Source organism: Streptomyces griseofuscus (genome assembly GCF_014673495.1).
Lineage (GTDB): Bacteria > Actinomycetota > Actinomycetes > Streptomycetales > Streptomycetaceae > Streptomyces > Streptomyces murinus.
Genome location: NZ_CP051006.1, coordinates 5,874,776 through 5,898,652, shown reverse-complemented (window position 1 = coordinate 5,898,652; position 23,877 = coordinate 5,874,776). Strand labels below are relative to the sequence as shown.

General features: G+C 70.3%; 23 protein-coding genes. 12 read left to right on the top strand and 11 right to left on the bottom strand.

Annotation, left to right across the window (positions count from 1 at the left end; genetic code table 11):
• Positions 1-11 precede the first annotated feature (11 nt).
• Positions 12-1,178, bottom strand: coding sequence for an HpcH/HpaI aldolase/citrate lyase family protein (locus HEP81_RS26725; protein WP_037661554.1), 1,167 nt, complete (start codon positions 1,176-1,178; stop codon positions 12-14).
• A 179-nt stretch (positions 1,179-1,357) separates the two neighbouring features.
• On the opposite strand from HEP81_RS26725, the gene HEP81_RS26720 reads away from it, so the two are divergent.
• Entirely contained in the window at positions 1,358-2,119 is a 762-nt protein-coding gene (locus tag HEP81_RS26720) for a TerD family protein (protein WP_037661553.1), read from the top strand.
• Between the two features lie 79 nt (positions 2,120-2,198).
• Here HEP81_RS26720 and HEP81_RS26715 read toward each other — a convergent pair whose 3' ends face one another.
• From HEP81_RS26715 to HEP81_RS26690, 6 genes are all read right to left on the bottom strand, one after another.
• A complete protein-coding gene (locus tag HEP81_RS26715; protein WP_037661551.1) occupies positions 2,199-2,924 on the bottom strand; it encodes a TerD family protein in 726 nt (241 codons plus the stop codon).
• Positions 2,925-3,013: 89 nt separating this feature from the next.
• On the bottom strand, positions 3,014-4,153 hold the full coding sequence (locus tag HEP81_RS26710) for a DUF475 domain-containing protein (RefSeq protein WP_037661549.1): 1,140 nt from the start codon (positions 4,151-4,153) through the stop codon (positions 3,014-3,016).
• Positions 4,154-4,216: 63 nt separating this feature from the next.
• Positions 4,217-4,795 (bottom strand): TerD family protein, encoded by a 579-nt coding sequence (locus HEP81_RS26705; protein ID WP_037661547.1) that lies wholly within the window; start codon positions 4,793-4,795, stop codon positions 4,217-4,219.
• A 97-nt stretch (positions 4,796-4,892) separates the two neighbouring features.
• Positions 4,893-5,468 carry a calcium homeostasis/redox stress adaptation protein gene (locus HEP81_RS26700; RefSeq protein WP_037661546.1) on the bottom strand — a complete coding sequence of 192 codons (576 nt, stop codon included), beginning with the start codon at positions 5,466-5,468 and terminating at the stop codon, positions 4,893-4,895.
• A gap of 138 nt (positions 5,469-5,606) precedes the next feature.
• Positions 5,607-6,065 carry a peroxiredoxin gene (locus HEP81_RS26695; RefSeq protein WP_037661544.1) on the bottom strand — a complete coding sequence of 153 codons (459 nt, stop codon included), beginning with the start codon at positions 6,063-6,065 and terminating at the stop codon, positions 5,607-5,609.
• 121 nt (positions 6,066-6,186) lie between these two features.
• Positions 6,187-6,624, bottom strand: a complete 438-nt coding sequence (locus tag HEP81_RS26690) for a DUF3052 domain-containing protein (RefSeq protein WP_037661542.1) — start codon at positions 6,622-6,624, stop codon at positions 6,187-6,189.
• Between the two features lie 460 nt (positions 6,625-7,084).
• Between HEP81_RS26690 and aceE the strand changes: the two genes are divergently transcribed.
• Positions 7,085-9,832 (top strand): pyruvate dehydrogenase (acetyl-transferring), homodimeric type, encoded by a 2,748-nt coding sequence (gene aceE / locus HEP81_RS26685; RefSeq protein ID WP_037661540.1) that lies wholly within the window; start codon positions 7,085-7,087, stop codon positions 9,830-9,832.
• A 216-nt stretch (positions 9,833-10,048) separates the two neighbouring features.
• On the opposite strand, the gene HEP81_RS26680 is transcribed toward aceE, so the two are convergent.
• Positions 10,049-11,584 carry an MFS transporter gene (locus HEP81_RS26680; protein WP_375139886.1) on the bottom strand — a complete coding sequence of 512 codons (1,536 nt, stop codon included), beginning with the start codon at positions 11,582-11,584 and terminating at the stop codon, positions 10,049-10,051.
• 207 nt (positions 11,585-11,791) lie between these two features.
• Between HEP81_RS26680 and HEP81_RS26675 the strand changes: the two genes are divergently transcribed.
• The 3 genes from HEP81_RS26675 (at position 11,792) to HEP81_RS26665 (ending at position 14,729) form a co-directional block, all read left to right on the top strand.
• A complete protein-coding gene (locus HEP81_RS26675) occupies positions 11,792-12,418 on the top strand; it encodes a TetR family transcriptional regulator (protein ID WP_037661538.1) in 627 nt (208 codons plus the stop codon).
• A 184-nt stretch (positions 12,419-12,602) separates the two neighbouring features.
• Entirely contained in the window at positions 12,603-13,823 is a 1,221-nt protein-coding gene (locus tag HEP81_RS26670; protein ID WP_037661536.1) for an alpha/beta hydrolase, read from the top strand.
• Between the two features lie 66 nt (positions 13,824-13,889).
• Entirely contained in the window at positions 13,890-14,729 is an 840-nt protein-coding gene (locus tag HEP81_RS26665; RefSeq protein WP_037661576.1) for a DUF4429 domain-containing protein, read from the top strand.
• Here HEP81_RS26665 and HEP81_RS26660 read toward each other — a convergent pair whose 3' ends face one another.
• The gene (locus tag HEP81_RS26660) at positions 14,730-15,746 is read right to left on the bottom strand and encodes an aldo/keto reductase (protein ID WP_037661533.1); all 1,017 of its coding nucleotides are present in this window, start codon (positions 15,744-15,746) and stop codon (positions 14,730-14,732) included.
• Complete coding sequence (locus tag HEP81_RS26655) at positions 15,743-16,207, bottom strand: MerR family transcriptional regulator (protein ID WP_037661530.1); 465 nt, start codon at positions 16,205-16,207, stop codon at positions 15,743-15,745. Before HEP81_RS26655 ends, HEP81_RS26660 begins: the two co-directional genes overlap by 4 nt.
• Before the next feature lie 96 nt (positions 16,208-16,303).
• Between HEP81_RS26655 and HEP81_RS26650 the strand changes: the two genes are divergently transcribed.
• The 3 genes from HEP81_RS26650 (at position 16,304) to HEP81_RS26640 (ending at position 19,440) form a co-directional block, all read left to right on the top strand.
• Positions 16,304-16,792 (top strand): GNAT family N-acetyltransferase, encoded by a 489-nt coding sequence (locus HEP81_RS26650; protein WP_037661527.1) that lies wholly within the window; start codon positions 16,304-16,306, stop codon positions 16,790-16,792.
• A gap of 19 nt (positions 16,793-16,811) precedes the next feature.
• Positions 16,812-17,639, top strand: coding sequence for a serine hydrolase domain-containing protein (locus tag HEP81_RS26645; protein ID WP_037661525.1), 828 nt, complete (start codon positions 16,812-16,814; stop codon positions 17,637-17,639).
• Between the two features lie 76 nt (positions 17,640-17,715).
• The gene (locus HEP81_RS26640; RefSeq protein WP_037661523.1) at positions 17,716-19,440 is read left to right on the top strand and encodes a serine/threonine-protein kinase; all 1,725 of its coding nucleotides are present in this window, start codon (positions 17,716-17,718) and stop codon (positions 19,438-19,440) included.
• A 4-nt stretch (positions 19,441-19,444) separates the two neighbouring features.
• On the opposite strand, the gene HEP81_RS26635 is transcribed toward HEP81_RS26640, so the two are convergent.
• Positions 19,445-20,101: a pirin family protein gene (locus HEP81_RS26635; RefSeq protein WP_037661521.1), complete on the bottom strand. Its 657-nt coding sequence runs from the start codon at positions 20,099-20,101 to the stop codon at positions 19,445-19,447.
• Positions 20,102-20,194: 93 nt separating this feature from the next.
• Here HEP81_RS26635 and HEP81_RS26630 point away from each other — a divergent pair, with 93 nt between their 5' ends.
• From HEP81_RS26630 to HEP81_RS26615, 4 genes are all read left to right on the top strand, one after another.
• On the top strand, positions 20,195-21,400 hold the full coding sequence (locus HEP81_RS26630; RefSeq protein ID WP_037661520.1) for a PucR family transcriptional regulator: 1,206 nt from the start codon (positions 20,195-20,197) through the stop codon (positions 21,398-21,400).
• 89 nt (positions 21,401-21,489) lie between these two features.
• Positions 21,490-22,416 (top strand): ACP S-malonyltransferase, encoded by a 927-nt coding sequence (locus HEP81_RS26625; protein WP_037661519.1) that lies wholly within the window; start codon positions 21,490-21,492, stop codon positions 22,414-22,416.
• A 34-nt stretch (positions 22,417-22,450) separates the two neighbouring features.
• Positions 22,451-23,482, top strand: a complete 1,032-nt coding sequence (locus HEP81_RS26620; protein ID WP_037661516.1) for a ketoacyl-ACP synthase III — start codon at positions 22,451-22,453, stop codon at positions 23,480-23,482.
• An 81-nt stretch (positions 23,483-23,563) separates the two neighbouring features.
• Positions 23,564-23,812: an acyl carrier protein gene (locus HEP81_RS26615; protein ID WP_037661514.1), complete on the top strand. Its 249-nt coding sequence runs from the start codon at positions 23,564-23,566 to the stop codon at positions 23,810-23,812.
• The last annotated feature ends 65 nt before the right edge of the window (positions 23,813-23,877 follow it).

The window sequence follows — 23,877 nt, the reverse complement described above, 5'->3', positions numbered from 1 at the left end:
TGCGGGAGAGGTCAGTCGGGTATTCCGGCGGCGAGCAGTTCCACGAAGCTGACGTCCTCGTGCGCGACGCCGAACACCTCCGCGCGCAGCAGGGTCCGCTCGGCCCAGGCGCGGTGGGGTTTCACCTCGTTCATCTTGTTCGTATAGGCGGACCTGAGGACACCTCCGCCGCCGCGTTCCGGCCGCAGGATGTCCTGGGCGTCGCTGTACTCCTCATGGCTGACCACGGACAGCGTGTGCACGGGCAGGACATGGGAGGGGTGGATGCAGGTCTTGCCGAGCAGGCCGTTGGCCTGGTCGAGGGAGATCTCGCGCAGCAGCCCGTCCATGGCGTGCTCCAGCAGCTTCTCGCGCAGCTCGACGGCCTGCATCTCAAGGAAGGGGCTCTGCCGCAGCTGGGGCTTGAACATGCGCTCGGAGAGGCGGAAGTACTCCCACACCGGCCCGGTGACCGTGAACCCGGTGCCGTCGGCGCGGCCCAGCATGTTCACCACGTCGGCGATGACGGAGGCGACGACCTGGACGTCGTAGGCGGTCATGTCGGGGGCGCGGCGCAGGCCGTAGGAGGAGCAGAAGTCGGTGACGCCGAGGCGCAGCGCGAGGACGCGGTCGCGGTACTTGTCGACGGCGCGGAAGATGCCCTCCAGGGTCTCCACGCGCGACTCGCGGTAGAGCAGCTCCGGGGACTCCAGGACCGGCATGGCGAAGAGCCGGTGTCCGGCGTCCGCCTCGGCGGCGGTCAGGGCCTCCAGGAAGGGCAGGCCGCGCTCCCCGGTGAACTTGGGCAGCACGAATCCGGACAGCAGCCGCACGGAGGCGCCGAGCCGGCGTACGAGGTCGGGGATCTGCTCGGGGGTGCGCACCCGGATGAACAGCAGCGGCGGCTCGGCGGACGCCCGGGAGTCGAGGTCGGCGAACTGCCGGACCAGGTTCTCCTCACCGGCCACCACATCCGCGTCGCCGATGGAGTCCTCCAGGCACAGCACCATGGAGACCACGCCGTTGCCCGCCTGCCGGAGGATGTCGTCGGCGAGCCGGGGCCGGGTGGCCGGGCTGTACAACGTGGCGCCGAGGGCGGCGGCGAGCAGCCGGGCCGGGGAGTCGGCGGTGAACTCGCACGGCTCCCGGTGGAAGAGGCGCTGCCGGGCCTCGGGGGCGATGTGCCCGAAATGACGCATAGGACTCCCCCAAGAGTCGCAACCCGGGATTGAGGATTCGGTAAAGGGTGGCCGGTAATAGTACGTAGGGTGACCTGTCCGAGGTTCCCTCCAGGCGTGAACTTCCGGTAACTCCACTGTGTCGGTCACCGCCACCCCCCGCATTGTCGTGGCCAGGACCGAGAGGGCAGGATGACGGCATGACGCACGCGATGCTGAAGGGGTCGAACGTCCCGCTGGAGGCCACCACGGTGCGCGCCGTGCTGCGCTGGACACCGGGGACGTCGGTCCCGGACGTGGACGCCTCGGCGCTGCTCCTTGGCCCCGGTGGCCGTGTGCGCTCGGACGAGGACTTCGTCTTCTACAACCAGCCCCGGCATCCCTCGGGGAAGGTGTGGCGGCTGGGCAAGAAGCGGGTCACCGAGGGTCTGACCGACACGATCCAGGCGGAGCTGACGGGGGTCGAGCCGGAGATCGGGCGGATCCTGCTGGTCGCGTCCGCGGACGGGATCACCTTCGACCGGGTGCCGAACCTGAGCGTCACGCTGTACGACGCCGCCGTCGCCGACGGTGAGCCGTGGGCGGTGTTCGAGATCAAGCCGGAGACCGGCGCGGAGACGGCGATGATCTGCGGCGAGCTGTACCGCCGCGGGGAGGGCTGGAAGTTCCGGGCGCTGGGCGAGGGCTATTCCAACGGCCTCAAGGGCCTGGCCACGGATTTCGGCATCTCGGTGGACGAGTCGGAGGAGCAGGCGCCGCCCGCGGTGGACGAGGGGGCCACGGTCTCCCGGCCGCTGCCCCCGGAGCAGCCGACGTCGGCGGTGCCGCCGCAGCCGGGATACGCGTTCCCCCCGCCGGCCTCGGCCCCGGCGTACGGCTATCCGCAGCCCGCGCCCGCGCCCTTCACCCCCGACCCGAACTTCCGGCTGCCGCCGCAGGGCCCGCAGTTCATCGGGCGGTAGCGGTCGGCGGCGGGAACTAGGGTCTTTCGTTTGGATCAGGCCAGACCCCGCGAGCCCGGCATGATCCAAACGAGAGGACCTAGACCTTCGTCTTGTAACCCCGGCCCCACTGGAGCCCCCATCCGTACAGCCGGTCCAGTTCGGCCTGGAAGCCGTAGACGAACTTGACCTCGCGGCGGACCATCAGCTCGCCCTTGACGTTCTCGATGAGCAGGACTGCGCAGGAGCGGGCCTGGGGATGCCGTTCGTCCAGGCTGATCTCCAGGCGGGGGCCGCTGCTGGGGTACAGGGTGACGATGGCGTGGGTGCGGTCGAACGCCGGGGTCTGGTCGTAGATGTAGACGAAGACCAGGATGCGTTTGATGGACTCGCGGTGGTCGAGGTTGATGTACATCGTCTCGCCGGAGCCCGAGCCGAACCGGTCGTCACCGCTGATCTTGATGTACGGCACCGCGTTGATGTCGCCCAGGTAGTCGCCCAGCGGCTGTACGACGCCCTTGGTGCCGTCGGTCAGTTCGTACAGGCAGCCCAGGTCGAGGTCGACGTCGACCATGCTCTGTCCGTGGCCCTGGATCTCCGGCGGCTTGAGGGCCTTGAGGGGGTGCCGCAGCAGGCTGGGGCGCTGGGCGCCGAAGTCGGAGGTGCGCATCCGCCAGGTGAGGTTGACGCGCAGATGCCCGGTGGCCGCGCCCTGCTTGGTGAGGGACGCCGACTGGCGCCGCTTGGTGAGCTCGATGGCGTTGGTGGCGTTGCCGGAGTCGAAGTCGACCGCCCGTGCGCCCAGCAGTCCGTCGAAGAAGCCCATTTCCCGCCCCCAGGTCATCGTCCGCATGCGTTCGGGGCGGCCGGCCGTGCCCGCCGCCCCGAACAGAGCGTTCCTCATGGATCAGGGTGTCACACCCCGGAGGAGACCTCGGCCTTCTCCCCGCTGCCGCCTTCGGCCGCTTCGAGGGCCCGGTTGCGCCGTACGGAGGACCAGAAGGACAGGGCGATCAGGACGACGCCGACGAGGCCGGTGATCACCTCGTTGATCTCGTACTGGATGGTGACCATCAGGATGATGGCCAGGGCGCCGATCGCGTAGTGGGCGCCGTGCTCCAGGTAGACGTAGTCGTCGAGGGTGCCCTGGCGGACCAGGTAGACGGTGAGCGAACGGACGTACATCGCGCCGATGCCGAGGCCGAGGGCCATCATCACGATGTCGTTGGTGATGGCGAAGGCGCCGATCACACCGTCGAAGGAGAAGGACGCGTCCAGGACCTCCAGGTAGAGGAACATGAAGAACGCGGCCTGGCCGGCCAGCAGGACGGCCGACTTCTTCTTGCCGGTGCGGGCGGCCTCTTCCTCCTCCTCGTGCTCACGCTCCTCCTCTTCCTCCAGGCGTTCCTCGAAGAAGCCGGAGAGACCGCCGACGATCATGTACGTGATCAGGCCGGCGATGCCGGAGATCAGGACCGTCTGCGCCTTGTCGATGTGCGCGCCGCCGTGCTGGTGGGCGTGGGTGGCGAAGGTGAAGGAGGTGACCAGCAGGACGATCAGGGCGATACAGACCGACAGCATGTCGACCTTGCCGAGCTTGGCCAGCGGCCGCTCGATCCACTGGAGCCACTTGATGTCCCGGTCCTCGAAGATGAAGTCCAGGAAGATCATCAGCAGGAACATGCCACCGAAGGCCGCGATCGCCGGGTGGGCGTCGGTGACCAGCTGCTGGTAGCGGTCCTTGTCGGCGAAGGCGAGGTGCACCGCGTCGATGGGGTTGAGCTTGGCGGTGATCGCCACGATGACGACGGGGAAGACCAGCCGCATGCCGAAGACGGCGATGAGGACACCGACCGTGAGGAAGATCTTCTGCCAGAAGGCGCTCATCTTCTTCAGGATCCCGGCGTTGACCACCGCGTTGTCGAAGGACAGCGAGATCTCCAGGACGGCGAGGATCGCCACCACCCCGAAGCCCTCCCACCCCCCGTAGAAGACGGCGGCGACCAGGCCGAGCGCGGTGACCGCGAACGACCAGCCGAAGGTTTTCAGTAGCACTGGTTACCCCATCGTGTTGTGGGGGCGCCTCCCATGAGGGTCTCCCCCGCGCCGAGCACGGCTTTACGAAACGTTGACCCCAAAGTCTAGAGCGATGCCGCGCAGTCCCGACGCGTACCCCTGACCGACCGCCCGGAATTTCCATTCGCCCTGGTAGCGGTACAGCTCGCCGAAGATCATGGCGGTTTCGGTGGAGGCGTCCTCGCTGAGGTCGTACCGGGCGAGTTCTTGACCGTCCGACTGGTTGACCACCCGGATGAACGCGTTCGAGACCTGTCCGAAGGTCTGTCCGCGCTCGTCGGCCATATGGATGGAGACCGGGAAGATGATCTTCTCGCACTGGGGCGGGACCTTGGGGAGGTCCACCAGGATCGACTCGTCGTCGCCCTCGCCCTCACCCGTGAGGTTGTCGCCGGTGTGCTCGACCGAACCGTCCGGGCTCTTGAGCTGGTTGTAGAAGACGAACCACTCGTCGCCCATCACCCGGTTGTTGGCGCCGCACAGCAGCGCGCTGGCGTCCAGGTCGAAGGGGGCGCCGGTGGTGGAGCGCGCGTCCCAGCCGAGCCCGATCATGACGTTGGTGAGGTTCGGTGCGGCCTTGGAGAGGGAGACATTGCCCCCCTTGGCGAGCGTCACGCCCATGATTGCTGGTCCTCCCCTGACAGTGCTTTCTGTTTCCTGCGCGTCCGGCGCCGGCCGTGAACGGCGCGGCGCCGGACGGTGTCCCAGCTCCCGGACGTCAGACGTTGACGCCGAAGTCCTGAGCGATGCCGCGCAGCCCGGACGCGTAGCCCTGGCCGATGGCGCGGAACTTCCACTCCGCGCCGTTGCGGTACAGCTCGCCGAAGACCATGGCGGTCTCGGTGGAGGCGTCCTCGCTCAGGTCGTAGCGGGCGATCTCGGCCTCGCCGGCCTGGTTGACGACGCGGATGAACGCGTTGCGCACCTGGCCGAAGGACTGCTGGCGGTTCTCGGCGTCATAGATCGACACCGGGAAGACGATCTTGTCCACGTCGGCGGGCACGCCGGCGAGGTTGATCTTGATCTGCTCGTCGTCGCCCTCGCCCTCACCGGTGATGTTGTCGCCGGTGTGCTCCACGGAGCCGTCGGGGCTCTTGAGGTTGTTGAAGAAGACGAAGTGCTGGTCGCTGATGACCTTGCCGGAGTTGTTGAGCAGCAGCGCGCTCGCGTCGAGGTCGAAGTCCGTGCCGGTCGTGGTGCGCACGTCCCAGCCCAGTCCGACGATGACGGCGGTCAGGCCCGGGGCCTCCTTGGTCAGCGAGACGTTGCCGCCCTTGCTGAGGCTGACTCCCACGAGTCCTCCAAGTGGTGTCGAGGGGCGGGGAGCCCCGTCGTGCTTCGGATATGGGATCAACGAGCCGATCCTAGTGACGAGTTCCCGCCCCCCGCAGACCCTGGACCCGAAGGTTCCCAGGTTCGGCCGACCGGCCGACTAGAGGGTGTCGAGTGCCTTCACGTACTCGTTCAGATCGCGCGCGTCCGGCAGCCCGTTGACCACGGTCCAGCGCACGACGCCGTCCTTGTCGATGATGAAGGTGCCCCGCACCGCGCAGCCCTTGTCCTCGTCGAAGACGCCGTAGTCGCGCGAGACGTTGCCATGCGGCCAGAAGTCGCTGAGCAGCGGGTACTCCAGGCCCTCCTGCTCGGCGAAGACCCGCAGGCTGTGGATGGAGTCGTTCGAGACGGCGAGCAGCTGGGTGTCGCGGTCGGCGAACTTCGGCAGGTTGTCACGCAGCTCGCACAGCTCGCCGGTGCACACGCCGGTGAAGGCGAAGGGGTAGAAGAGCAGAACCACGTTCTTCTCGCCGCGGAAGTCGGCGAGCCGCACGGTGCGGCCGTGGTTGTCCTTGAGCTCGAAGTCGGGCGCCTTGTCTCCGACCTGGATCGCCATGTCGTGCTTCCCTTCGGTGGGCTGTTCGGGTGAGAGCACAGCAAACGCTCTGGTCCACCCTACGCAGCGATCACCTGGGTTCCGGACGGGCCGGGGCGAGATCCGGCCCGTCCGGTCGCGGTCACCGCTTCGACTTGGCCGCCTTCGGCGTGGCCAGCCGGCTGCCGCTCCAGTCCTTGCCGACGCTGACGCTCTTCGCGGCGGTCAGGCCGGCCGTCGTCGCGGCTTCCGAGATGTCGCTCGGCTCGACGTATCCCGAACGGCCGGTCTTCGGCGTGAGGAGCAGAATTGCGCCGCCCTCTTCGATGTACGTGGTGGCGTCCACCAGCGCATCCGTCAGGTCGCCGTCGTCGTCCCGGAACCAGAGCACGACGGCGTCGGCCACATCGTCGTATTCCTCGTCCATCAGGTCGCCCTCGACGGCTTCCTCGATGGCCTGGCGGAGTTCCTGGTCGACGTCGTCGTCGTAGCCGATCTCCTGGACCACCTGTCCGGGCTGGAACCCCAGCCTGGCGGCAGGGTTCGTCCGCTCCTCCGCGTGGTCCGCGGTCGCGCTCACGGGTTGCCTCCTGATCATGTCTGGTGAATATCTCAGCCACGCGCGTGCGCGAAGCATTGGCCGTAGTCCACACGGGCGGGGCGGATAGCGCAAGTACCCGGCCGTCCGGACCGCCGAAACGGTGACGATACCGGCCGTGTCGTGGCAACTCCTGGCACCGTATCTCGATTCCTCGCCACCCACATCACCCGCATGTGCCCGGTTTGCGTTCAGCGGAATCATCCGCGCATGGAACCATCGAACAACTTTGCCAAGCGCGTCACACCCCGGGCGTATCGTTGCGTTTTGACCGGCGGTGTGCTCCGGCGGTACGCGGGGTGGCGCAGGTGGAGATGACGGGCGTCCCCCCGAGGTACACGATGGGGAACGGCGCGGGCACTGGCAGTAGGCATGAGCGGCAGCGTCTACGAGCAGTAGGCACGAGCAGCGACAACCGGCCCTCCGACAGGTAAGGAACAGCGTGGCTTCCGGATCCGATCGCACCCCGATCATCATTGGCGGCCTTCCGAGTCAGGTTCCTGACTTCGATCCCGAAGAGACCCAGGAGTGGCTCGACTCCCTGGACGCGGTCGTGGACGAGCGCGGCCGGGAGCGGGCGCGCTATCTCATGCTGCGGCTGATCGAGCGGGCCCGCGAGAAGCGCGTGGCCGTGCCCGAGATGCGCAGCACGGACTACGTCAACACGATCCCGACCAAGAGCGAGCCGTTCTTCCCGGGCAACGAGGAGATCGAACGCAGGATCCTGAACGCGACGCGCTGGAACGCGGCCGTGATGGTCTCGCGCGCCCAGCGCCCCGGCATCGGCGTGGGCGGGCACATCGCCACGTTCGCCTCCTCGGCGTCCCTGTACGACGTGGGCTTCAACCACTTCTTCCGCGGCAAGGACGAGGGCGACGGCGGCGACCAGGTCTTCTTCCAGGGGCACGCCTCCCCCGGCATCTACGCCCGCGCCTATCTGCTGGACCGGCTCACCGAGAACCAGCTGGACGGCTTCCGCCAGGAGAAGTCGGCGTACCCGAACGGCCTGTCCAGCTACCCGCATCCGCGCTCCATGCCGGACTTCTGGGAGTTCCCGACGGTCTCCATGGGCCTGGGCCCGCTGGGCGCGATCTACCAGGCGCGGATGAACCGCTACATGGAGGCGCGCGGCATCGCGGACACCTCCAAGTCGCATGTGTGGGCGTTCCTCGGCGACGGCGAGATGGACGAGCCGGAGTCGCTCGGCCAGCTCACGCTCGCGGCCCGGGAGGGCCTGGACAACCTGACCTTCGTGGTCAACTGCAACCTCCAGCGCCTGGACGGCCCGGTGCGCGGCAACGGAAAGATCATCCAGGAGCTGGAGTCGGTCTTCCGGGGCGCCGGCTGGAATGTGATCAAGCTGATCTGGGACCGCTCCTGGGACCCGCTGCTCGCGCAGGACCGGGACGGCGTCCTGGTCAACAAGATGAACATGACGCCGGACGGGCAGTTCCAGACGTACGCCACCGAGTCGGGCGCCTACATCCGGCAGCACTTCTTCGGCGACGACCAGCGGCTGCGCGCGATGGTCGAGAACCTGAGCGACGACCAGATCCTGCACCTGGGCCGCGGCGGCCACGACCACCGCAAGATCTTCGCGGCGTTCAAGGCGGCCAATGAGCACAAGGGCCAGCCGACGGTCATCCTGGCCAAGACGATCAAGGGCTGGACGCTGGGCCCGAACTTCGAGGGCCGCAACGCCACGCACCAGATGAAGAAGCTGACGGTCGACGACCTGAAGCGCTTCCGGGACCGGCTGCATCTGCCGATCTCCGACCGGGAGCTGGAGTCCGGCCTGCCGCCGTACTACCACCCGGGGCGGAACTCGGAGGAGATCCAGTACATGCACGACCGCCGCAAGGGCCTCGGCGGGTACGTCCCCACGCGCGTGGTGCGCTCCAAGGCGCTCGCGCTGCCGGACGACAGGGCCTACGCGACCGTGAAGAAGGGCACCGGCCAGCAGTCCATCGCGACCACGATGGCCTTCGTACGGCTGCTCAAGGACCTCATGCGGGACAAGGAGATCGGGCGGCGCTTCGTACTGATCGCGCCGGACGAGTACCGCACGTTCGGCATGGACTCCTTCTTCCCGAGCGCGAAGATCTACAACCCGCTGGGCCAGCAGTACGAGTCGGTGGACCGGGAACTGCTCCTCGCCTACAAGGAGTCGCCGACCGGCCAGATGCTGCACGACGGCATCTCCGAGGCGGGCTGCACGGCCTCGCTGATCGCGGCGGGGTCCGCGTACGCGACGCACGGCGAGCCGATGATCCCGGTGTACGTCTTCTACTCGATGTTCGGGTTCCAGCGCACCGGCGACCAGTTCTGGCAGATGGCCGACCAGCTGGCGCGCGGATTCGTCCTCGGGGCGACGGCGGGCCGTACGACGCTCACCGGCGAGGGACTGCAACACGCCGACGGGCACTCGCAGTTGCTGGCCTCCACGAACCCGGCGTGCGTCGCGTACGACCCGGCGTACGCCTACGAGATCGCGCACATCGTGCAGGACGGCCTGCGCCGTATGTACGGCAGCTCGGCGGAGCACCCGCACGGCGAGGACGTCTTCTACTACCTCACCGTCTACAACGAGCCCATCCAGCATCCCGCGGAGCCGGCCGGGGTGGATGTCGAGGGCATCGTCAAGGGCATCCACAAGCTGTCCGACGGTCCCGGCGGGGCGGTCCCGGCGCAGATCATGGCGTCGGGTGTCGCGGTGCCGTGGGCGCTGGAGGCGCAGCGGATCCTCGCGGAGGACTGGAACGTACGGGCCTCGGTGTGGTCCGCGACGTCCTGGAACGAGCTGCGGCGTGAGGCGGTGGCCTGCGAGCAGCACAACCTCCTGCACCCGGAGGAGGAGCAGCTCGTGCCGTACGTGACGCGCAAACTGAGCGGTTCGGAGGGGCCGTTCGTCGCGGTGTCCGACTGGATGCGGTCGGTGCCGGACCAGATCTCGCGCTGGATCCCCGGTCCCTACCAGTCCCTCGGCGCGGACGGCTTCGGCTTCGCCGACACGCGGGGGGCGGCGCGGCGCTTCTTCCACATCGACGCGCAGTCGATCGTGGTGGCGGTACTCACGGAGCTGGCGCGGGCGGGGCAGGTGGACCGCTCGGTACTGAAGCAGGCGATCGACCGGTATCAGGTGCTGGACGTGACGGCGGCGCATCCGGGGGCGGCGGGGGGCGACGCGTAGCGGTGCCGTAGGCGCAGCCGGGTGGCCACGCAAGTGGCCACCCGGCTGCCCGACAAGCCACGGCGGATCCGCAGCCGCAGACGCGCACCGCCCCCCTCCTGCCGTGCGCGTCCGCAAACCCGGCTGCCGGTGGAACTCTGTCCCGGCCCGGCCGCGCCGCGCCAGCGAACGCCCCTCACATCACCCGGCCGGACGACCGGGGTCAGATGACCGGGCTCAGATATGCCCCACGCCCGCCCCCGCCTCCGCGTTCCCGCCCCGCTTGGTCAGGAAGGCCACCAGCACCGCGACCACGGCGACACCGGCGGCGACCAGGCACGCGAGGCTCATCCCGGAGATGAACGTGTCGTGCGCCACGGCCGTGATCTTGGCGGCGATCTCGGCCGGTATCCCCTTCTGCACCGGCGCCACACCCGCCTGCACGGCCTCCGACGCCTGGTCCAGCTGGGCCGGCGTCAGCGGCGGCAGCCCCGCGTGGGACCAGTTGCCCGGCAGCGCGCTGTCGACCTTGGAGGCCATCACCGCGCCCAGCACCGCCGTACCGAGGCTGCCGCCGATCTGCATGGCGGCCTGCTGGAGACCACCGGCCACACCGGACAGCTCCATCGGCGCGTTGCCGACGATGACCTCCGTCGCGCCGACCATGACCGGTGCGAGACCGAGGCCGAGGAGGGCGAACCAGACGGACATCACGCCGCTGCCCGTGCCGGCCTTGAGGGTGGACATGCCGTACATGGCGATCGCGGTCGCGGCCATGCCGCCGGCCAGCGGGACCCGCGGGCCGAGCTTGGTGATCGCGGCGCCGGCGAGCGGCGAGGCGACGATCATCATGCCGGTGAGCGGCAGCAGGTGCAGGCCCGCGTCGACCGGCGACATCCCGTGCACGTTCTGGAGGTAGAAGGTCACGAAGAACAGGCCGCCCATGAAGGCGATGGCCATCAGGACCATCAGGACCACACCGGCCGACAGCGGCACGGAGCGGAACAGGCCGAGCGGGATGAGCGGTTCGGCGACCTTGGTCTCCCAGAACGCGAAGAACGCGAAGAGCAGGACCGAGGCGATGATGAAGCCCCAGGTCTCGCCCGCGCCCCAGCCCCAGCTCGGCGCCTTGATGAGGGCCCAGACGAGGCAGAACATCGCGCCGGACAGCAGCGCGATGCCGAGCACGTCGAAGGAGCGCGGCGCGTTCTGGGCGCGGTGGTCGAGCAGGATCAGCAGGCCCAGGACCAGGGCGATCGCGCCGACCGGCACATTGATGAAGAACACCGACTGCCAGTTGACGTGCTGTACGAGCACGCCGCCGAGGATCGGGCCGCCCGCGGTGGACGCGCCGATCACCATGCCCCAGATGCCGATGGCCATGTTCAGCTTCTCGGCCGGGAACGTGGCCCGCAGCAGGCCGAGCGCGGCCGGCATCAGCAGCGCGCCGAACAGGCCCTGGAAGACGCGGAAGGTGACGACGGCGGCGATGCTGTTCGACAGCCCGATCGCGCCGGAGGCGGCGGCGAAGCCGGTCACGCCGATGAGGAAGGTCTGCCGGTGCCCGAAACGGTCACCGAGCTTGCCCGCGGTGATCAGGGTGACCGCGAGGGCGAGGAAGTAGGCGTTGGTGATCCACTGCACATCGGCGAAGGTCGCGTGCAGATGGTCGCGGATGGCCGGGTTGGCGATGGCCACGATGGTGCCGTCCAGGGCCACCATCATGACCCCTACGGCGACGGTGATCAGGGTGAGCCACGGGTGGCCGCGCATCCCTGTGGCCGGCGCGTGCTCCGCCGGGGCCGGCGGGGCTCCGTCACCCGGGCCCGTCGTGTCGATGGTGGTCTGACCAGTCATGCGTTCGAGACTAGTGACAGCCACTGACAGTTGACAAACATTTTCATAAGTCGGTAACTGACAGTGCGGACTTCCACATAGGCTGAGCTGGTCGAACGGTCGGGAAGGGGCAGTCGAGGGGCCATGGAGACGCTGCGCGAGCGCAAGAAGCGGCGTACCCGGGAGTCGCTGCTGCGGGCCGCTCTCGAACTGTTCACCTCCCAGGGGTACGAGCGCACGACGGTGGACGAGATCGCCGCGGCCTGCGAGGTCTCGCAGCGCACCTTCTTCCGCTATTTCGCGGGCAAGGAGGACGCCGCCTTCGCGGTCCAGGAGATGACGGAGGCCCACTTCCTGGCCGCCCTGCGCGCCCGGCCGCCGCACGAGGCGCCGATGGAGGCGCTGCGGCAGGCCGCCCTCCAGGACTGGGACTCGATCCGCGAGACCGTCGAGTCGGCCGTGCCGATGGAGCTGTATCTGCGCATGTACCGGACGATCGAGTCGACGCCCGCGCTGCTCGCCGCACATCTGCGCCGCTCCACCGCCGTCGAGGAGAGCCTCGCGCGGCTGCTGGCCGAGCGGGAGGGCGTGGACGTGGACACGGACCCCCGGCCGAGGCTCGCGGTGGCGGTGTTCGGCGGGGTGATTCGGGTCACGGAACGGCAGTGGTGCCTGGGCCGGGACTTCAGCCTGGAGGCCGTCAGATCGCTCACCGTGTCGTACCTCGATCAGGTGAGTTCGGCCCTCCAGGGGAACTGGCGCGCGAACTGAGGCCGTTGGCACGACGTCGGAAAGATCGACGGAAGTGCGTCCGGGGGGCCGCCGATGTGGTGTTCAGCAGATCGACTGCGACAGGTTCGAAAGATCGTTCACCGCGTGTTCGATCTCTGCCGAAACGTGATCCCGGTCACCTGGTTACCGCGAGACCGTCTCGTTCTCCTAGTGTGTCCTCCCAGTGACTTCCTTCGATACCTCCTCCCCGCAACTCAACGTCTGGCGCGCGATGCTGGCGCTGGCCGTCGTGTTCGTGATGCTCGCCACCACCGGTTGGACCGCCCTGCGCACCCACCGGGAGTCCGGCGAACTCCAGGCGTCCCGCGACAAGTGGACCCACGGCAGCCTGCACGGGCTGCGGCTGCCGGACCCGGAGGCCGACCCGGCGCGGCTCACCCGCTTCTTCGTCTCGCTCTCCGCGCAGGACCGCTCCCGCCTCGCCCACCGCTATCCGCTCGCGGTGGGCAACATGAACGGCGCGCCGGTCTCCCTGCGCTACCAGGCCAACCATCTCGCCCTGGAGCAGCAGCGCGCGGTCGAGCGCGAGCGCATGCACGACAGCCGGCTCAGCGCGGCCGGCCAGCAGGACGCGGGCCGTCGTATGCACCGCTACGACTCGCTGCTGACCCCCGGCCGCCAGATCCTCTCCTTCGACCCGTCGGGCACCGGCCGCATCTCCGAGGTGTTCGGGAACCTGACGAAGGCGCAGCGGATCTCGGTCGTCGTCCCCGGCGTCGACACCGACCTGCTCACCTTCCAGAAGACCAACCGCCCCTACACCGCCCCGGTCGGCATGGCCAAGGCGCTGTACGCGGCGGAGCGCACCGCCGCCCCGAAGACGCGTACGGCCGTGATCGCCTGGGCCGACTACACCTCCCCCGACGGCCTCGGCGTGGACGCGGCCACCGGGGCGCGCGCGGCGGAGGGCTCCCTGCGGCTGAACGCGCTGCTGCGGGCGCTGCCCGGCCGGGCCCCGGTGTCGATGTTCTGCCACAGCTACGGCTCCGTGCTGTGCGGGGTCGCCGCGCACGACATGCCCGGGCGGGTCGCCGACATAGCGGTGGCCGCCAGCCCCGGGATGCGGGTCTCCCGGGCCGCCGACCTGGACACCACCGCCCGGGTGTGGGCCATGCGGGACGCCACCGACTGGATCCAGGACGTCCCGTACCTGGAGCTGGGCGGGCTCGGGCACGGCGCCGATCCGGTCGCCGCGGGCTTCGGCGCCCGGGTGCTGTCCGCGCGGGACGCGCAGGGCCACGCCGGGTACTTCACCCCGGGCACGGACAGCCTGCGCAACCTCGCCGACATCGGCACGGGCGCGTACGACTCGGTGACGTGCGCCGGTGAAAGTGACATGTGCCGGGCCGGTCTGGGCGCGACGACGACGGCCCAACACGCGTAGAAGCAGCAGGAAGTGCGGTCCGTGAAGGTGGCGACGGAGAAGGACGTGCCGCATACGATGAGCCGCATGGGTGACGTACTGGCGGGTTTTCATGCCGTCTGGGAGTTCGAGTCCGACTCCGTGCTCATCCGCTACGAACGGGGGATTCGAACACCGAAGTTGTTCCAGGCGCTCGGTGAGCGGCGGATCCCGCTGTCCGCGCTGGAGGAGGTCACACTCGCTCCGGGCCGGCGTGGCACCCTCGTTCTGCGGCTGGTGCCCCGGGCGGGCGCGGATCCGCTCATGGAGGCGGCGGACGGACAGCTGAAGGAGGGGTCCGACCCCTATCGGCTGGTGCTGCCGGCCGAGCGGGAGCCCCAGGCGGCGTCCTGCGCGGAGGAGCTGGCGGCACGGCTGACGGAGTCGGGCCCCGCGGACCGGTATCTGGTGGCCGCGCCCGCGGCGCCGCTCCAGTTCAAGGCGTACGACGGAAAGGCGACGTTCGACGGGACGTCGGTGCAGTTCCGCTGGTCCTGGACGGGCGCGTCCACGGCCAAGTGGAAGGCCGGCGACCAGAGTTACGCGATCGCCGACGTCAGCGGGGTGGAATGGCGCTCACCGGAGGCCCTGGAGGGGTTCCTGCGGCTGCGCGCCTCGGGTGCGGCGGCGGTCCCGGAGCCCGACCAGGACCCGGCGGCGGTGGTGTTCGGGCTGGGCTACGGCCCCGTGCACGAGTCGCTGCCGTTCGCCGCCGCGGTGCTCGCGGCCGTGCGTTCGCGGCGGCCGGTGCCCGCGGTGTCGCAGTGCCGCCGCGACCCCGCGGACATCGCCGAGCGGATCAGACACCTCGGCGAGCTGCACCAAGCCGGGCTGGTGACCGACGAGGAGTTCGCCGGCAAGAAGGCGGAACTGCTCGCGGAGCTGTGATCACTCGCGGCCGGCCGAGGTGAACGCCATGTCCGCGTACCGCTCGCCCGCCACCTTGCCCGCGATCGGCTCCAGCTGCGCCAGCTCGTCCTCGGTCAGGGTGATCCGGGTCGCGCCCACGTTCTCCTCCACCCGGCTCGCCTTGCGGGTGCCCGGGATCGGGATCACCGAGAGGGAGTCGACCGTCGCGCGCTGCTGGACCCAGGCCAGGGCGATCTGGGCGGCGCTCGCGTCATGGGCGGCGGCGATGGTGTGCAGGGGCTTCAGGAGGGCCGCGTTGGCGGCGGCGTTGTCACCGGTGAAGCGGGGCTGCTGACGGCGGAAGTCGTCGGAGGAGAGGTCCTTGTCCGCGTTGGCGAACGCGCCCGTGAGGAAGCCCCGGCCGAGCGGCGAGTACGGCACCAGGGCGACGCCCAGCTCCCGTGCGGCGGGCACGACGTGTGCCTCGATGTCCCGGCTGAACAGGGACCACTCCGACTGCACGGCCGCGATCGGGTGCACGGCGTGCGCGGCGCGCAGCTCCTCGGCGGTGACCTCGCTGAGGCCCAGGTACTTGACCTTGCCCTCGCGCACCAGCTCCGCCATCGTGCCCACGGTCTCCTCGATGGGCACGTTCACATCGCGGCGGTGCATGTAGTAGAGGTCGATCGCCTCCACGCCGAGCCGCTGGAGGCTGCCCTCGACGGCCTCACGGATGTACGGGGAGTCATTGCGGATGATCCGCCGCGTCGGGTCGTCCTTCGGGATGGACAGGGCGAACTTGGTGGCGATCACCACCTCGTCGCGGTGGGCCCGGAAGAACGGGGCGAGGAACCGCTCGTTCTCGCCGGCGCCGTACGCGTCGGCGGTGTCGTAGAGGGTCACGCCGAGCTCCAGCGCCCGGTCGAGGGCGGCGCGCGCCTGGTCGGTGTCGGTGGGGCCGTAGCCGAAGCTCATGCCCATGCAGCCGAGTCCCTGCACACCGACCTCGGGTCCCTGCGCTCCCAGGCGGGCCGTCGGAATCCTGGTGTCGGTCATCGCGTGTTCCCCTCAGTGGCGTAAAAATCGATCTTGCGGTCGAGCACGGCGAGCGTTTCCCGCAGCTCCGCGATCCGGCCGAGCACGTCCCGGCGGGTCTGCTCCAGCAGTTCCTGCCGCTCCCGGTAGGTCCCGGCGCCCTCACGCACCAGCTCCGCGTACCTGACCATGTCCGCCACCGGCATGCCGGTCAGCCGCAGCTTGGTCACCAGGTCCAGCCAGTCCAGGTCGCGGTTGGTGTACCGGCGCTGACCCGTGTGCGAGCGGTCGACGTGCGGCATCAGGCCGATCCGTTCGTACCAGCGCAGCGTGTGCGCGGTCAGGCCGGTGCAGGCGACGACCTCGCTGATCGTGTAGCGGTCCTGGCCGTCCGGGCGCGGGTGGCGCGGCGGCCGGGCGGAGCAGATGTCGGCAGGGTGTGAGTCCTCAAGGGTCGCAGGCGTGGTCTGCATCACCGTCATGCCTCAACGCTATGACCTTCGAGTGCACTCCAAGCAAGCCGGGCCGGTAAGAAATCCGCAGGACCGGGCGCCGGGTGGCTGGATAGCGTGCGGGGCATGAGTCTCGCACGCCGGGCCGGGCCCGAGGACGCCGCCGAAGTACTGCGCCTGCGCCAGGTCATGATCGATTCACTGGGCAGGCCGGGATTCACCGGGGCGACGGGCTGGCACGCCGAGTCCCTGCCGCTGCTGCGCGAGCGGCTCGCGCCGAGCGAGGGCGACGCCGACGGTGACTTCGGGGCGTTCGTCGTCGAGTCCCCGGAGCGGCCGGGCCGGCTGGCCGCGCTGGCGGCGGGCACCGTGGACTACCGCGTCGGCACCCCTCACAATCCGCTCGGCCGGGTCGGCTATGTCTTCAGCGTGGCCACCGACCCGGACGCCCGGCGCCGGGGATACGCGCGGGCCTGCATGGACGAGCTGCTGGCCTGGTTCCGGGCGCGGGGCGCCGGGCATGTCCTGCTCACCGCCTCCCCGGACGCCCAGCCGCTGTACGAGTCGCTGGGCTTCACCCGGGATCCCGACCCGTCGATGCGGCTCATGCTGTGAGCCGCATAGGCTCGACGGCATGTCGTTGAACAGCCTGGCGTCGATCGAGAACTGGCCCGTGCCCACCGCGGCCGCGGGTGTCGTACGAGCCGACGGGACCGTCCTCGGGACGCACGGACCCCTCGCCCACCGCTTCCCCCTCGCCTCCGTCACCAAGCCGCTGGCCGCCTACGCGGCGCTGGTGGCGTACGAGGAGGGGGCGATCGAGCTGGACGAGCCGGCCGGGCCGCCCGGGGCGACGGTGCGGCATCTGCTGGCGCACACCTCCGGCCTCGCCTTCGACGAGCACCGGGTGATGGCGCCGCCCGGGGAGCGGCGGCTGTACTCCAACGCCGGGTTCGAGCAGCTCGGCGACCACATCGCCAAGGCGACGGACATCCCGTTCGCGGACTACGCGCGGCAGGCGGTGCTGGAGCCGCTGGGCATGACGTCCACCTCGCTCCTGGGCTCCCCGGCGAAGGACGGCGTCTCGACGGTGGCGGACCTGCTGCTGTTCGCGGCGGAGGTGCAGGCCCCCCGGCTGCTGGACCCGCGCACGGTCGCGGCGGCGATGACCGTCCAGTTCCCGGGCACGAAGGGCGTGTTGCCGGGCTACGGCCATCAGAACCCCAATGACTGGGGCCTCGGCTTCGAGATCCGTGACGGCAAGTCCCCGCACTGGACCGGCGGTTCCTCCTCCCCCCGTACCTTCGGCCACTTCGGCCAGGCCGGCACCTTCCTGTGGATCGACCCGGACGCGGGTCTCGCCTGCGCCGCCCTCGCCGACCGCGCCTTCGGCCCCTGGGCGATCGAGGCATGGCCGGTCTTCACCGACGCGGTGCTGGCCGAGACGCGCGGCCCGCGCTGATCGCCGGTCCGATAACCTCCCCCGTGCGCACGGGGATTCACCGGCGGCGCACGGCAGCGGGTATCGGGGGACAGTGATGAACGGGGTTCGGGCCGACGGCGAGTTCCGGCCGTTGGACAGCGGTGATCCGCAGGCGGTGGCGGGCTACCGGCTCGCCGCCCGGCTCGGTTCGGGCGGCATGGGCACGGTGTATCTGTCGTACACGCCGGGCGGGCATCCGATCGCCCTGAAGACGATCCGGCCGGAGCTGAGCGAGGACCCGGAGTTCCGGCGCCGGTTCCGGCAGGAGGTGCGGGCGGCGCAGCGGGTGCAGGGCCTGTACACCGCGCCGGTCATCGACCATGACACCGAGGGCGCCCGGCCCTGGCTGGCCACCGCCTATGTCGCGGGGCCCTCGCTGGCCTCGGCGGTGGCCGAGCACGGCCCGCTGCCGCTGCCGTCGGTCCTGCTGCTGCTCGCGGGGATGGCCGAGGCGCTGTCGGTGATCCATGGCGCGGGCATCGTGCACCGGGATCTGAAGCCGTCCAATGTGCTGCTGGCCGCCGACGGCCCCCGGGTGATCGACTTCGGTATCGCCCGGGCCGCCGACGCCACCGCGCTGACCGGCACCGGTGTCTCCATCGGCACCCCCGCGTTCATGTCGCCCGAGCAGGCGGCGGGCCGGCCGGTCACACCCGCCTCGGACGTGTTCGCGCTCGGCCAGGTCGCGGTGTTCGCGGCGCGCGGCCAGGGCGCGTACGGCGAAGGGCCCTCGCACGCGGTGCTGTACCGGATCGTGCACGAGGAGCCGGATCTTGCGGGGATGCCCGCCGAACTGGCCTTCGTGGCGCGGTGCCTGGCGAAGGATCCGGCCGCACGTCCCACCCCGGCCGAGGTGGTCGCACTGTGCCAGGAGGCGTCGCCCGCGCCGCTGCGGCAGTCCGGTTCCTGGCTGCCGGAGGCGCTGACCGCGCAGATCACCCGGCGGGTCTCCGCCTCGGCGGCGCTCGCCGCGTCCCCGACGGTCGCACCGGCCGCCCCGCCGCCCACCAGAGTGCTGCCCGGGCCCGGCACCCCCGCGCCGACCGCGCGGCTGCCCCATCCGGGCCCGGCCGGGGGAACACCCGCCCAGCCGCCGCGCGCCCCCGGGTACCGGCACCCGGCGCCGCCGCAGCCGTACCCGCCGTACATCCAGCCGTACGGCTGGCAGCCGCCCAAGCCGAAGCGGAGCGTCGGCCGGAAGATAGCCATCGGCGCGGCAGTCGGGATCGCCCTGCTGTGGGGCGCGGGCTGCGTCTCGGTGCTCAGCCGCCTCGGCGACAGCACGGACGGCAGCTCCTCGCGGACCCCCGCCGGCGCGTCCGGGCAGCACCGCCCCGACCCCAGGCCGGTCAGCTTCAAGGGCATCAACATCCCCCGGGGCTACTGGGTGCGGTTCGCGGACTCGCCGCCGAAGCCGACGGACGAGCAGAACACCTCCAACGCCAGCTTCGGCAAGAACGCCGACTTCTACTACGACGACGACCCGGACTACTCCGAGGACCAGACGCCCGTCGTGGGCACCGCAGGCGACAAGGTGGTCCTGCTCAACAACGCCGAGCACGGCTCCCTGGCCACCTGCCGCAGGGTGACCCGCTACGCCGAGAACATCCATCTGTCCCAGCTCAGCAAGGGCTCGCAGATCTGTGTGCACACGGTTTCCGGCCATATCGGCCTGGTCACCTACCGCGGCGCGGCGGGCCGCGGCAGCCCCAGCGACTACATCACCGTCGACCTGACCGTCTGGCGCAACGCGGAGCCCGCGAGCGACGACGAGCAGTGAGCCGTCAGCCGGACAGCTCCCAGACCAGCAGCTCGGCGGGCGTCACCGCGACCGCGGCAAGGCCCTGCGCGCCGGTGATTCGGGCCGCGTCCCCCGCGCCCAGCTCCGCGCCCTCCAGCCGCACCGCGCCGCGTACGACATGGACGTACAGGGACGCCGCGTCCGGTACGGCGGTCCGCTCCCCCGCGCCCAGGCGGCGCACATGCAGCATGGCGCCCGCGGCCGGGACGGCGTAGGGGGTGGCGTCGGCGATGCCCGGGACGATGTCGTACGACGGCTCGCCGCCCGGCTCCAGCGGGGCCAGCCACATCTGGAGGAAGGCCAACGGGCCCTCGCCGTCGTTGCGTTCGACGTGCCGGACGCCCGCCGCCGCGCTCAGATGCTGGACGTCCCCCGCGCGCACGGTCCGCTCATGGCCCGCGGAGTCGCGGTGGGTCAGCTCGCCCTCGATCACCCAGGTGACGATCTCGGTGTGGCTGTGCGGGTGTTCGTCGAACCCGGCGCCGGGCGCGAGCCGTTCCTCGTTGCAGGCGATCAGCGGGCCGAAGCGCAGGTTGTCGGGGTCGTAGTGCGGGCCGAAGGAGAAGGCGTGGCGGGTCTCGATCCCGGCCGCCGGGTCCCCGCCCGGATAGCGCTCGGCGGCGCGCCGTACGTCGATCACGTCCCCACCGTAGTCCCGTCCCCGGTGCGCGCGGGCCCCGGGTTGCCGACCCGGCGACGCATGCTCCCGTCCGGATAAGGCACTCTTGTCCCCGTGCCCGAACCCGAATCCCACCCTGGTGACCCCGCAGCGTCCGTCGTCCATACGCACGCGGCGACCCTGAAACGGCTGGAGAAGTCCTCCGGGAGTCTCGCGGCCCAGGCGATCGCACGGATGGACGAGACCCTGCCGTGGTACCGGGCGATGCCCCCGGAGAACCGGTCCTGGATCGGGCTGGTCGCCCAGGCGGGCATCGCGGCGTTCACCGAGTGGTTCCGGCGCCCGGACACCCCGCAGGCGATCTCCACGGACGTCTTCGGGACCGCGCCGCGCGAGCTGACCCGGGCGATCACGCTGCGGCAGACCGTGGAGATGGTGCGCACCACCATCGAGGTCATGGAGAGCGCCATCGACGAGGTGGCCGCCCCGGGCGACGAGCGGGTGCTGCGCGAGGCACTGCTGGTGTACGCGCGGGAGATCGCCTTCGCGACCGCCCAGGTGTACGCCCAGGCCGCCGAGGCACGCGGTGCCTGGGACGCGCGTCTGGAGTCGCTGGTGGTCAACGCCGTGCTCAGCGGCGAGGCCGACGAGGGCGCCGTCAGCCGGGCCGCCGCGCTGGGCTGGAACTCTCCCGAGCATGTGTGCGTCGTCCTCGGCACCGCCCCGGACGGGGACAGCGAGCTGACCGTGGAGGCGATCCGGCGGGCGGCGCGGCACGCCAAACTCCAGGTGCTCACCGGGGTGCTGGGCAATCGCCTCGTGGTGATCGCGGGCGGCAGCCCCAACCCGCTCGCGGTGGCGAAGTCACTGATCGGGCCCTACGCGGCGGGCCCGGTGGTCGCCGGTCCCGTCGTACCGGACCTGCTGGCCGCCACCCGGTCCGCGCAGGCCGCCGCGGCCGGGCTGAAGGCGTGCACGGCGTGGCAGGACGCGCCGCGGCCCGTGCTGGCGGACGATCTGCTGCCGGAGCGCGCGATCGCGGGCGATCCGGGCGCCCGTGAGCAGTTGGTGGAGGAGATCTACAGACCGCTGGGAGAGGCCGGCTCGGCACTCCTGGAAACCCTGAGTGTCTACCTGGAGCAGGCGAGCAGCCTGGAGGGCGCGGCACGGATGCTCTTCGTTCACCCGAACACCGTGCGCTACCGGCTCCGACGTGTGACAGACGTCACCGGGTGGTCGCCTTCGGATGTACGATCCGCGTTCACGCTACGGATCGCGCTCATCCTGGGGCGCCTGGCCGACGGTGACCCTCAGGCATAGCGTTTTGTCAGAGGTCAACAAAAGCCCTTCGTGTTCTTCGTCCCTGTCCCCACGGGCGGCCGTGCCCGTACCCAAGAGAGAGTGTGAGAGTGCTCGTACTCGTCGCTCCCGGCCAGGGCGCCCAGACGCCCGGCTTCCTGACCCCCTGGCTCGAACTCCCCGGTGCCGCCGACCGTGTCGCCGCGTGGTCGGACGCCATCGGCCTCGATCTGGTGCACTACGGAACCCAGGCCGACGCCGACGCGATCCGTGACACCGCCGTGGCCCAGCCGCTGCTGGTCGCCGCCGGGATCCTGTCCGCCGCGGCACTCGGTGCCATGTCGGAGATCGCGCCGGGCGCGGTGGCCGGGCACAGCGTCGGCGAGATCACCGCGGCCGCCTTCGCGGGCGTGCTGTCGGACGCCGCGGCCCTCCAGCTGGTCCGCACCCGTGGCCTCGCCATGGCGGACGCCGCCGCGATCACCGAGACCGGTATGTCGGCGCTGCTCGGCGGCGACCCGGAGACCTCGGTCGCGCACCTGGAGAAGCTGGGCCTGACGCCGGCGAACATCAACGGCGCGGGGCAGATCGTCGCGGCGGGCACGCTGGAGCAGCTGGCCGCGCTGAGCGAGGACAAGCCCGAAGGCGTGCGCAAGGTCGTCCCGCTGAAGGTGGCCGGCGCCTTCCACACCCGGCACATGGCCCCCGCGGTCGAGACGCTGGCCAAGGCCGCCGCCGACCTCGTGCCCGCCGACCCCGAGGTCCCCTACGTGTCCAACAAGGACGGCAGGTCCGTCACATCCGGCGCCGAGGTACTGGAGCGCCTGGTCGGCCAGGTGGCCAACCCGGTGCGCTGGGACCTGTGCATGGAGACGTTCAAGGAGCTGGGCGTCACCGCGCTCATCGAGGTGTGCCCCGGCGGCACGCTCACCGGACTGGCCAAGCGGGCGCTGCCCGGCGTCAAGACGCTGGCCCTGAAGACCCCCGACGACCTCGACGCCGCCCGTGCGCTCATCGCCGAGCACGCCGAAGCCTGACGCATGCCGACGCCTGACGCATAAGGAGCCGTAGATGGCGAAGATCAAGCCCAGCAAGGGCGCCCCGTACGCGCGCATCCTCGGTGTCGGCGGCTACCGTCCGACCCGTGTGGTGCCCAACGAGGTGATCCTGGAGAAGATCGACTCGTCCGACGAGTGGATCCGCTCGCGCTCCGGCATCGAGACCCGGCACTGGGCGGGCCCCGAGGAGACGGTGGCCGCGATGTCGGTCGAGGCGGCCGGCAAGGCGATCGCCGACGCCGGTATCGATGCCTCGCAGGTCGGCGCGGTCGTCGTGTCGACGGTGTCGCACTTCGCCCAGACCCCGGCCATCGCCACCTCGATCGCCGACCAGCTCGGCACCGAGAAGGCGGCCGCCTTCGACATCTCGGCCGGCTGCGCGGGCTTCGGCTACGGCCTCACCCTGGCCAAGGGCATGGTCGTGGAGGGCTCCGCCGAGTACGTCGTGGTGATCGGCGTGGAGCGGCTCAGCGACCTGACCGACCTGGAGGACCGGGCCACGGCCTTCCTGTTCGGTGACGGCGCGGGCGCGGTCGTCGTCGGCCCCTCCAAGGAGCCGGCCATCGGCCCGACCGTGTGGGGCTCCGAGGGCGACAAGTCCACGATCATCAAGCAGACCGTCTCGTGGGACCGTTTCCACGTCGGCGATGTCAACGAGCTTCCGCTGGACCGCGAGGGAAACATCAAGTTCCCCGCGATCACGCAGGAGGGCCAGGCGGTGTTCCGCTGGGCCGTGTTCGAGATGGCGAAGGTCGCCCAGCAGGCGCTGGACGCGGCCGGGATCACCTCGGAGGACCTGGACGTCTTCATCCCGCACCAGGCCAATGTGCGGATCATCGACTCGATGGTGAAGACTCTCAAGCTGCCGGAGCATGTCACGGTCGCCCGTGACATCCGCACCACCGGCAACACCTCGGCCGCCTCGATCCCGCTCGCCATGGAGCGGCTCCTGGCGACCGGGGAGGCGAAGAGCGGTGACACCGCGCTCGTCATCGGATTCGGGGCGGGTCTCGTCTACGCCGCCACGGTCGTTACCCTCCCCTAGGCACTCCGTGCCGGATCGTGCGATCCGGTGGGGGGACAAATGCCACAAACCGTCTGGAACATCGAAGAAGGAGCGCCTGACATGGCCGCCACCCAGGAAGAGATCGTCGAAGGTCTCGCCGAAATCGTCAACGAGATCGCCGGCATCCCGGTTGAGGACGTCCAGGTGGACAAGTCCTTCACCGACGACCTGGACGTCGACTCGCTGTCCATGGTCGAGGTCGTCGTCGCCGCCGAGGAGCGCTTCGACGTGAAGATCCCGGACGAGGACGTCAAGAACCTCAAGACCGTCGGCGACGCGACCGACTACATCCTCAAGCACCAGGCCTGAGCCATACGCTGAGGCCCTTACGGCCCGTCAGGCCGCGAGGCCATCGGGCCGGCAAGGCCCCGCCA

Bases quoted from the DNA above. Each gene is read 5' to 3' on its own strand.
- HEP81_RS26725 (WP_037661554.1), bottom strand. From the start codon at position 1,178: ATGCGTCATTTCGGGCACATCGCCCCCGAGGCCCGGCAGCGCCTCTTC.
- HEP81_RS26720 (WP_037661553.1), top strand. From the start codon at position 1,358: ATGACGCACGCGATGCTGAAGGGGTCGAACGTCCCGCTGGAGGCCACC.
- HEP81_RS26715 (WP_037661551.1), bottom strand. From the start codon at position 2,924: ATGGGCTTCTTCGACGGACTGCTGGGCGCACGGGCGGTCGACTTCGAC.
- HEP81_RS26705 (WP_037661547.1), bottom strand. From the start codon at position 4,795: ATGGGCGTGACGCTCGCCAAGGGGGGCAATGTCTCCCTCTCCAAGGCC.
- HEP81_RS26695 (WP_037661544.1), bottom strand. From the start codon at position 6,065: ATGGCGATCCAGGTCGGAGACAAGGCGCCCGACTTCGAGCTCAAGGAC.
- HEP81_RS26680 (WP_375139886.1), bottom strand. From the start codon at position 11,584: ATGCGCGGCCACCCGTGGCTCACCCTGATCACCGTCGCCGTAGGGGTC.
- HEP81_RS26675 (WP_037661538.1), top strand. From the start codon at position 11,792: ATGGAGACGCTGCGCGAGCGCAAGAAGCGGCGTACCCGGGAGTCGCTG.
- HEP81_RS26665 (WP_037661576.1), top strand. From the start codon at position 13,890: ATGGGTGACGTACTGGCGGGTTTTCATGCCGTCTGGGAGTTCGAGTCC.
- HEP81_RS26660 (WP_037661533.1), bottom strand. From the start codon at position 15,746: ATGACCGACACCAGGATTCCGACGGCCCGCCTGGGAGCGCAGGGACCC.
- HEP81_RS26655 (WP_037661530.1), bottom strand. From the start codon at position 16,207: ATGACGGTGATGCAGACCACGCCTGCGACCCTTGAGGACTCACACCCT.
- HEP81_RS26650 (WP_037661527.1), top strand. From the start codon at position 16,304: ATGAGTCTCGCACGCCGGGCCGGGCCCGAGGACGCCGCCGAAGTACTG.
- HEP81_RS26645 (WP_037661525.1), top strand. From the start codon at position 16,812: ATGTCGTTGAACAGCCTGGCGTCGATCGAGAACTGGCCCGTGCCCACC.
- HEP81_RS26640 (WP_037661523.1), top strand. From the start codon at position 17,716: ATGAACGGGGTTCGGGCCGACGGCGAGTTCCGGCCGTTGGACAGCGGT.
- HEP81_RS26620 (WP_037661516.1), top strand. From the start codon at position 22,451: ATGGCGAAGATCAAGCCCAGCAAGGGCGCCCCGTACGCGCGCATCCTC.
- HEP81_RS26615 (WP_037661514.1), top strand. From the start codon at position 23,564: ATGGCCGCCACCCAGGAAGAGATCGTCGAAGGTCTCGCCGAAATCGTC.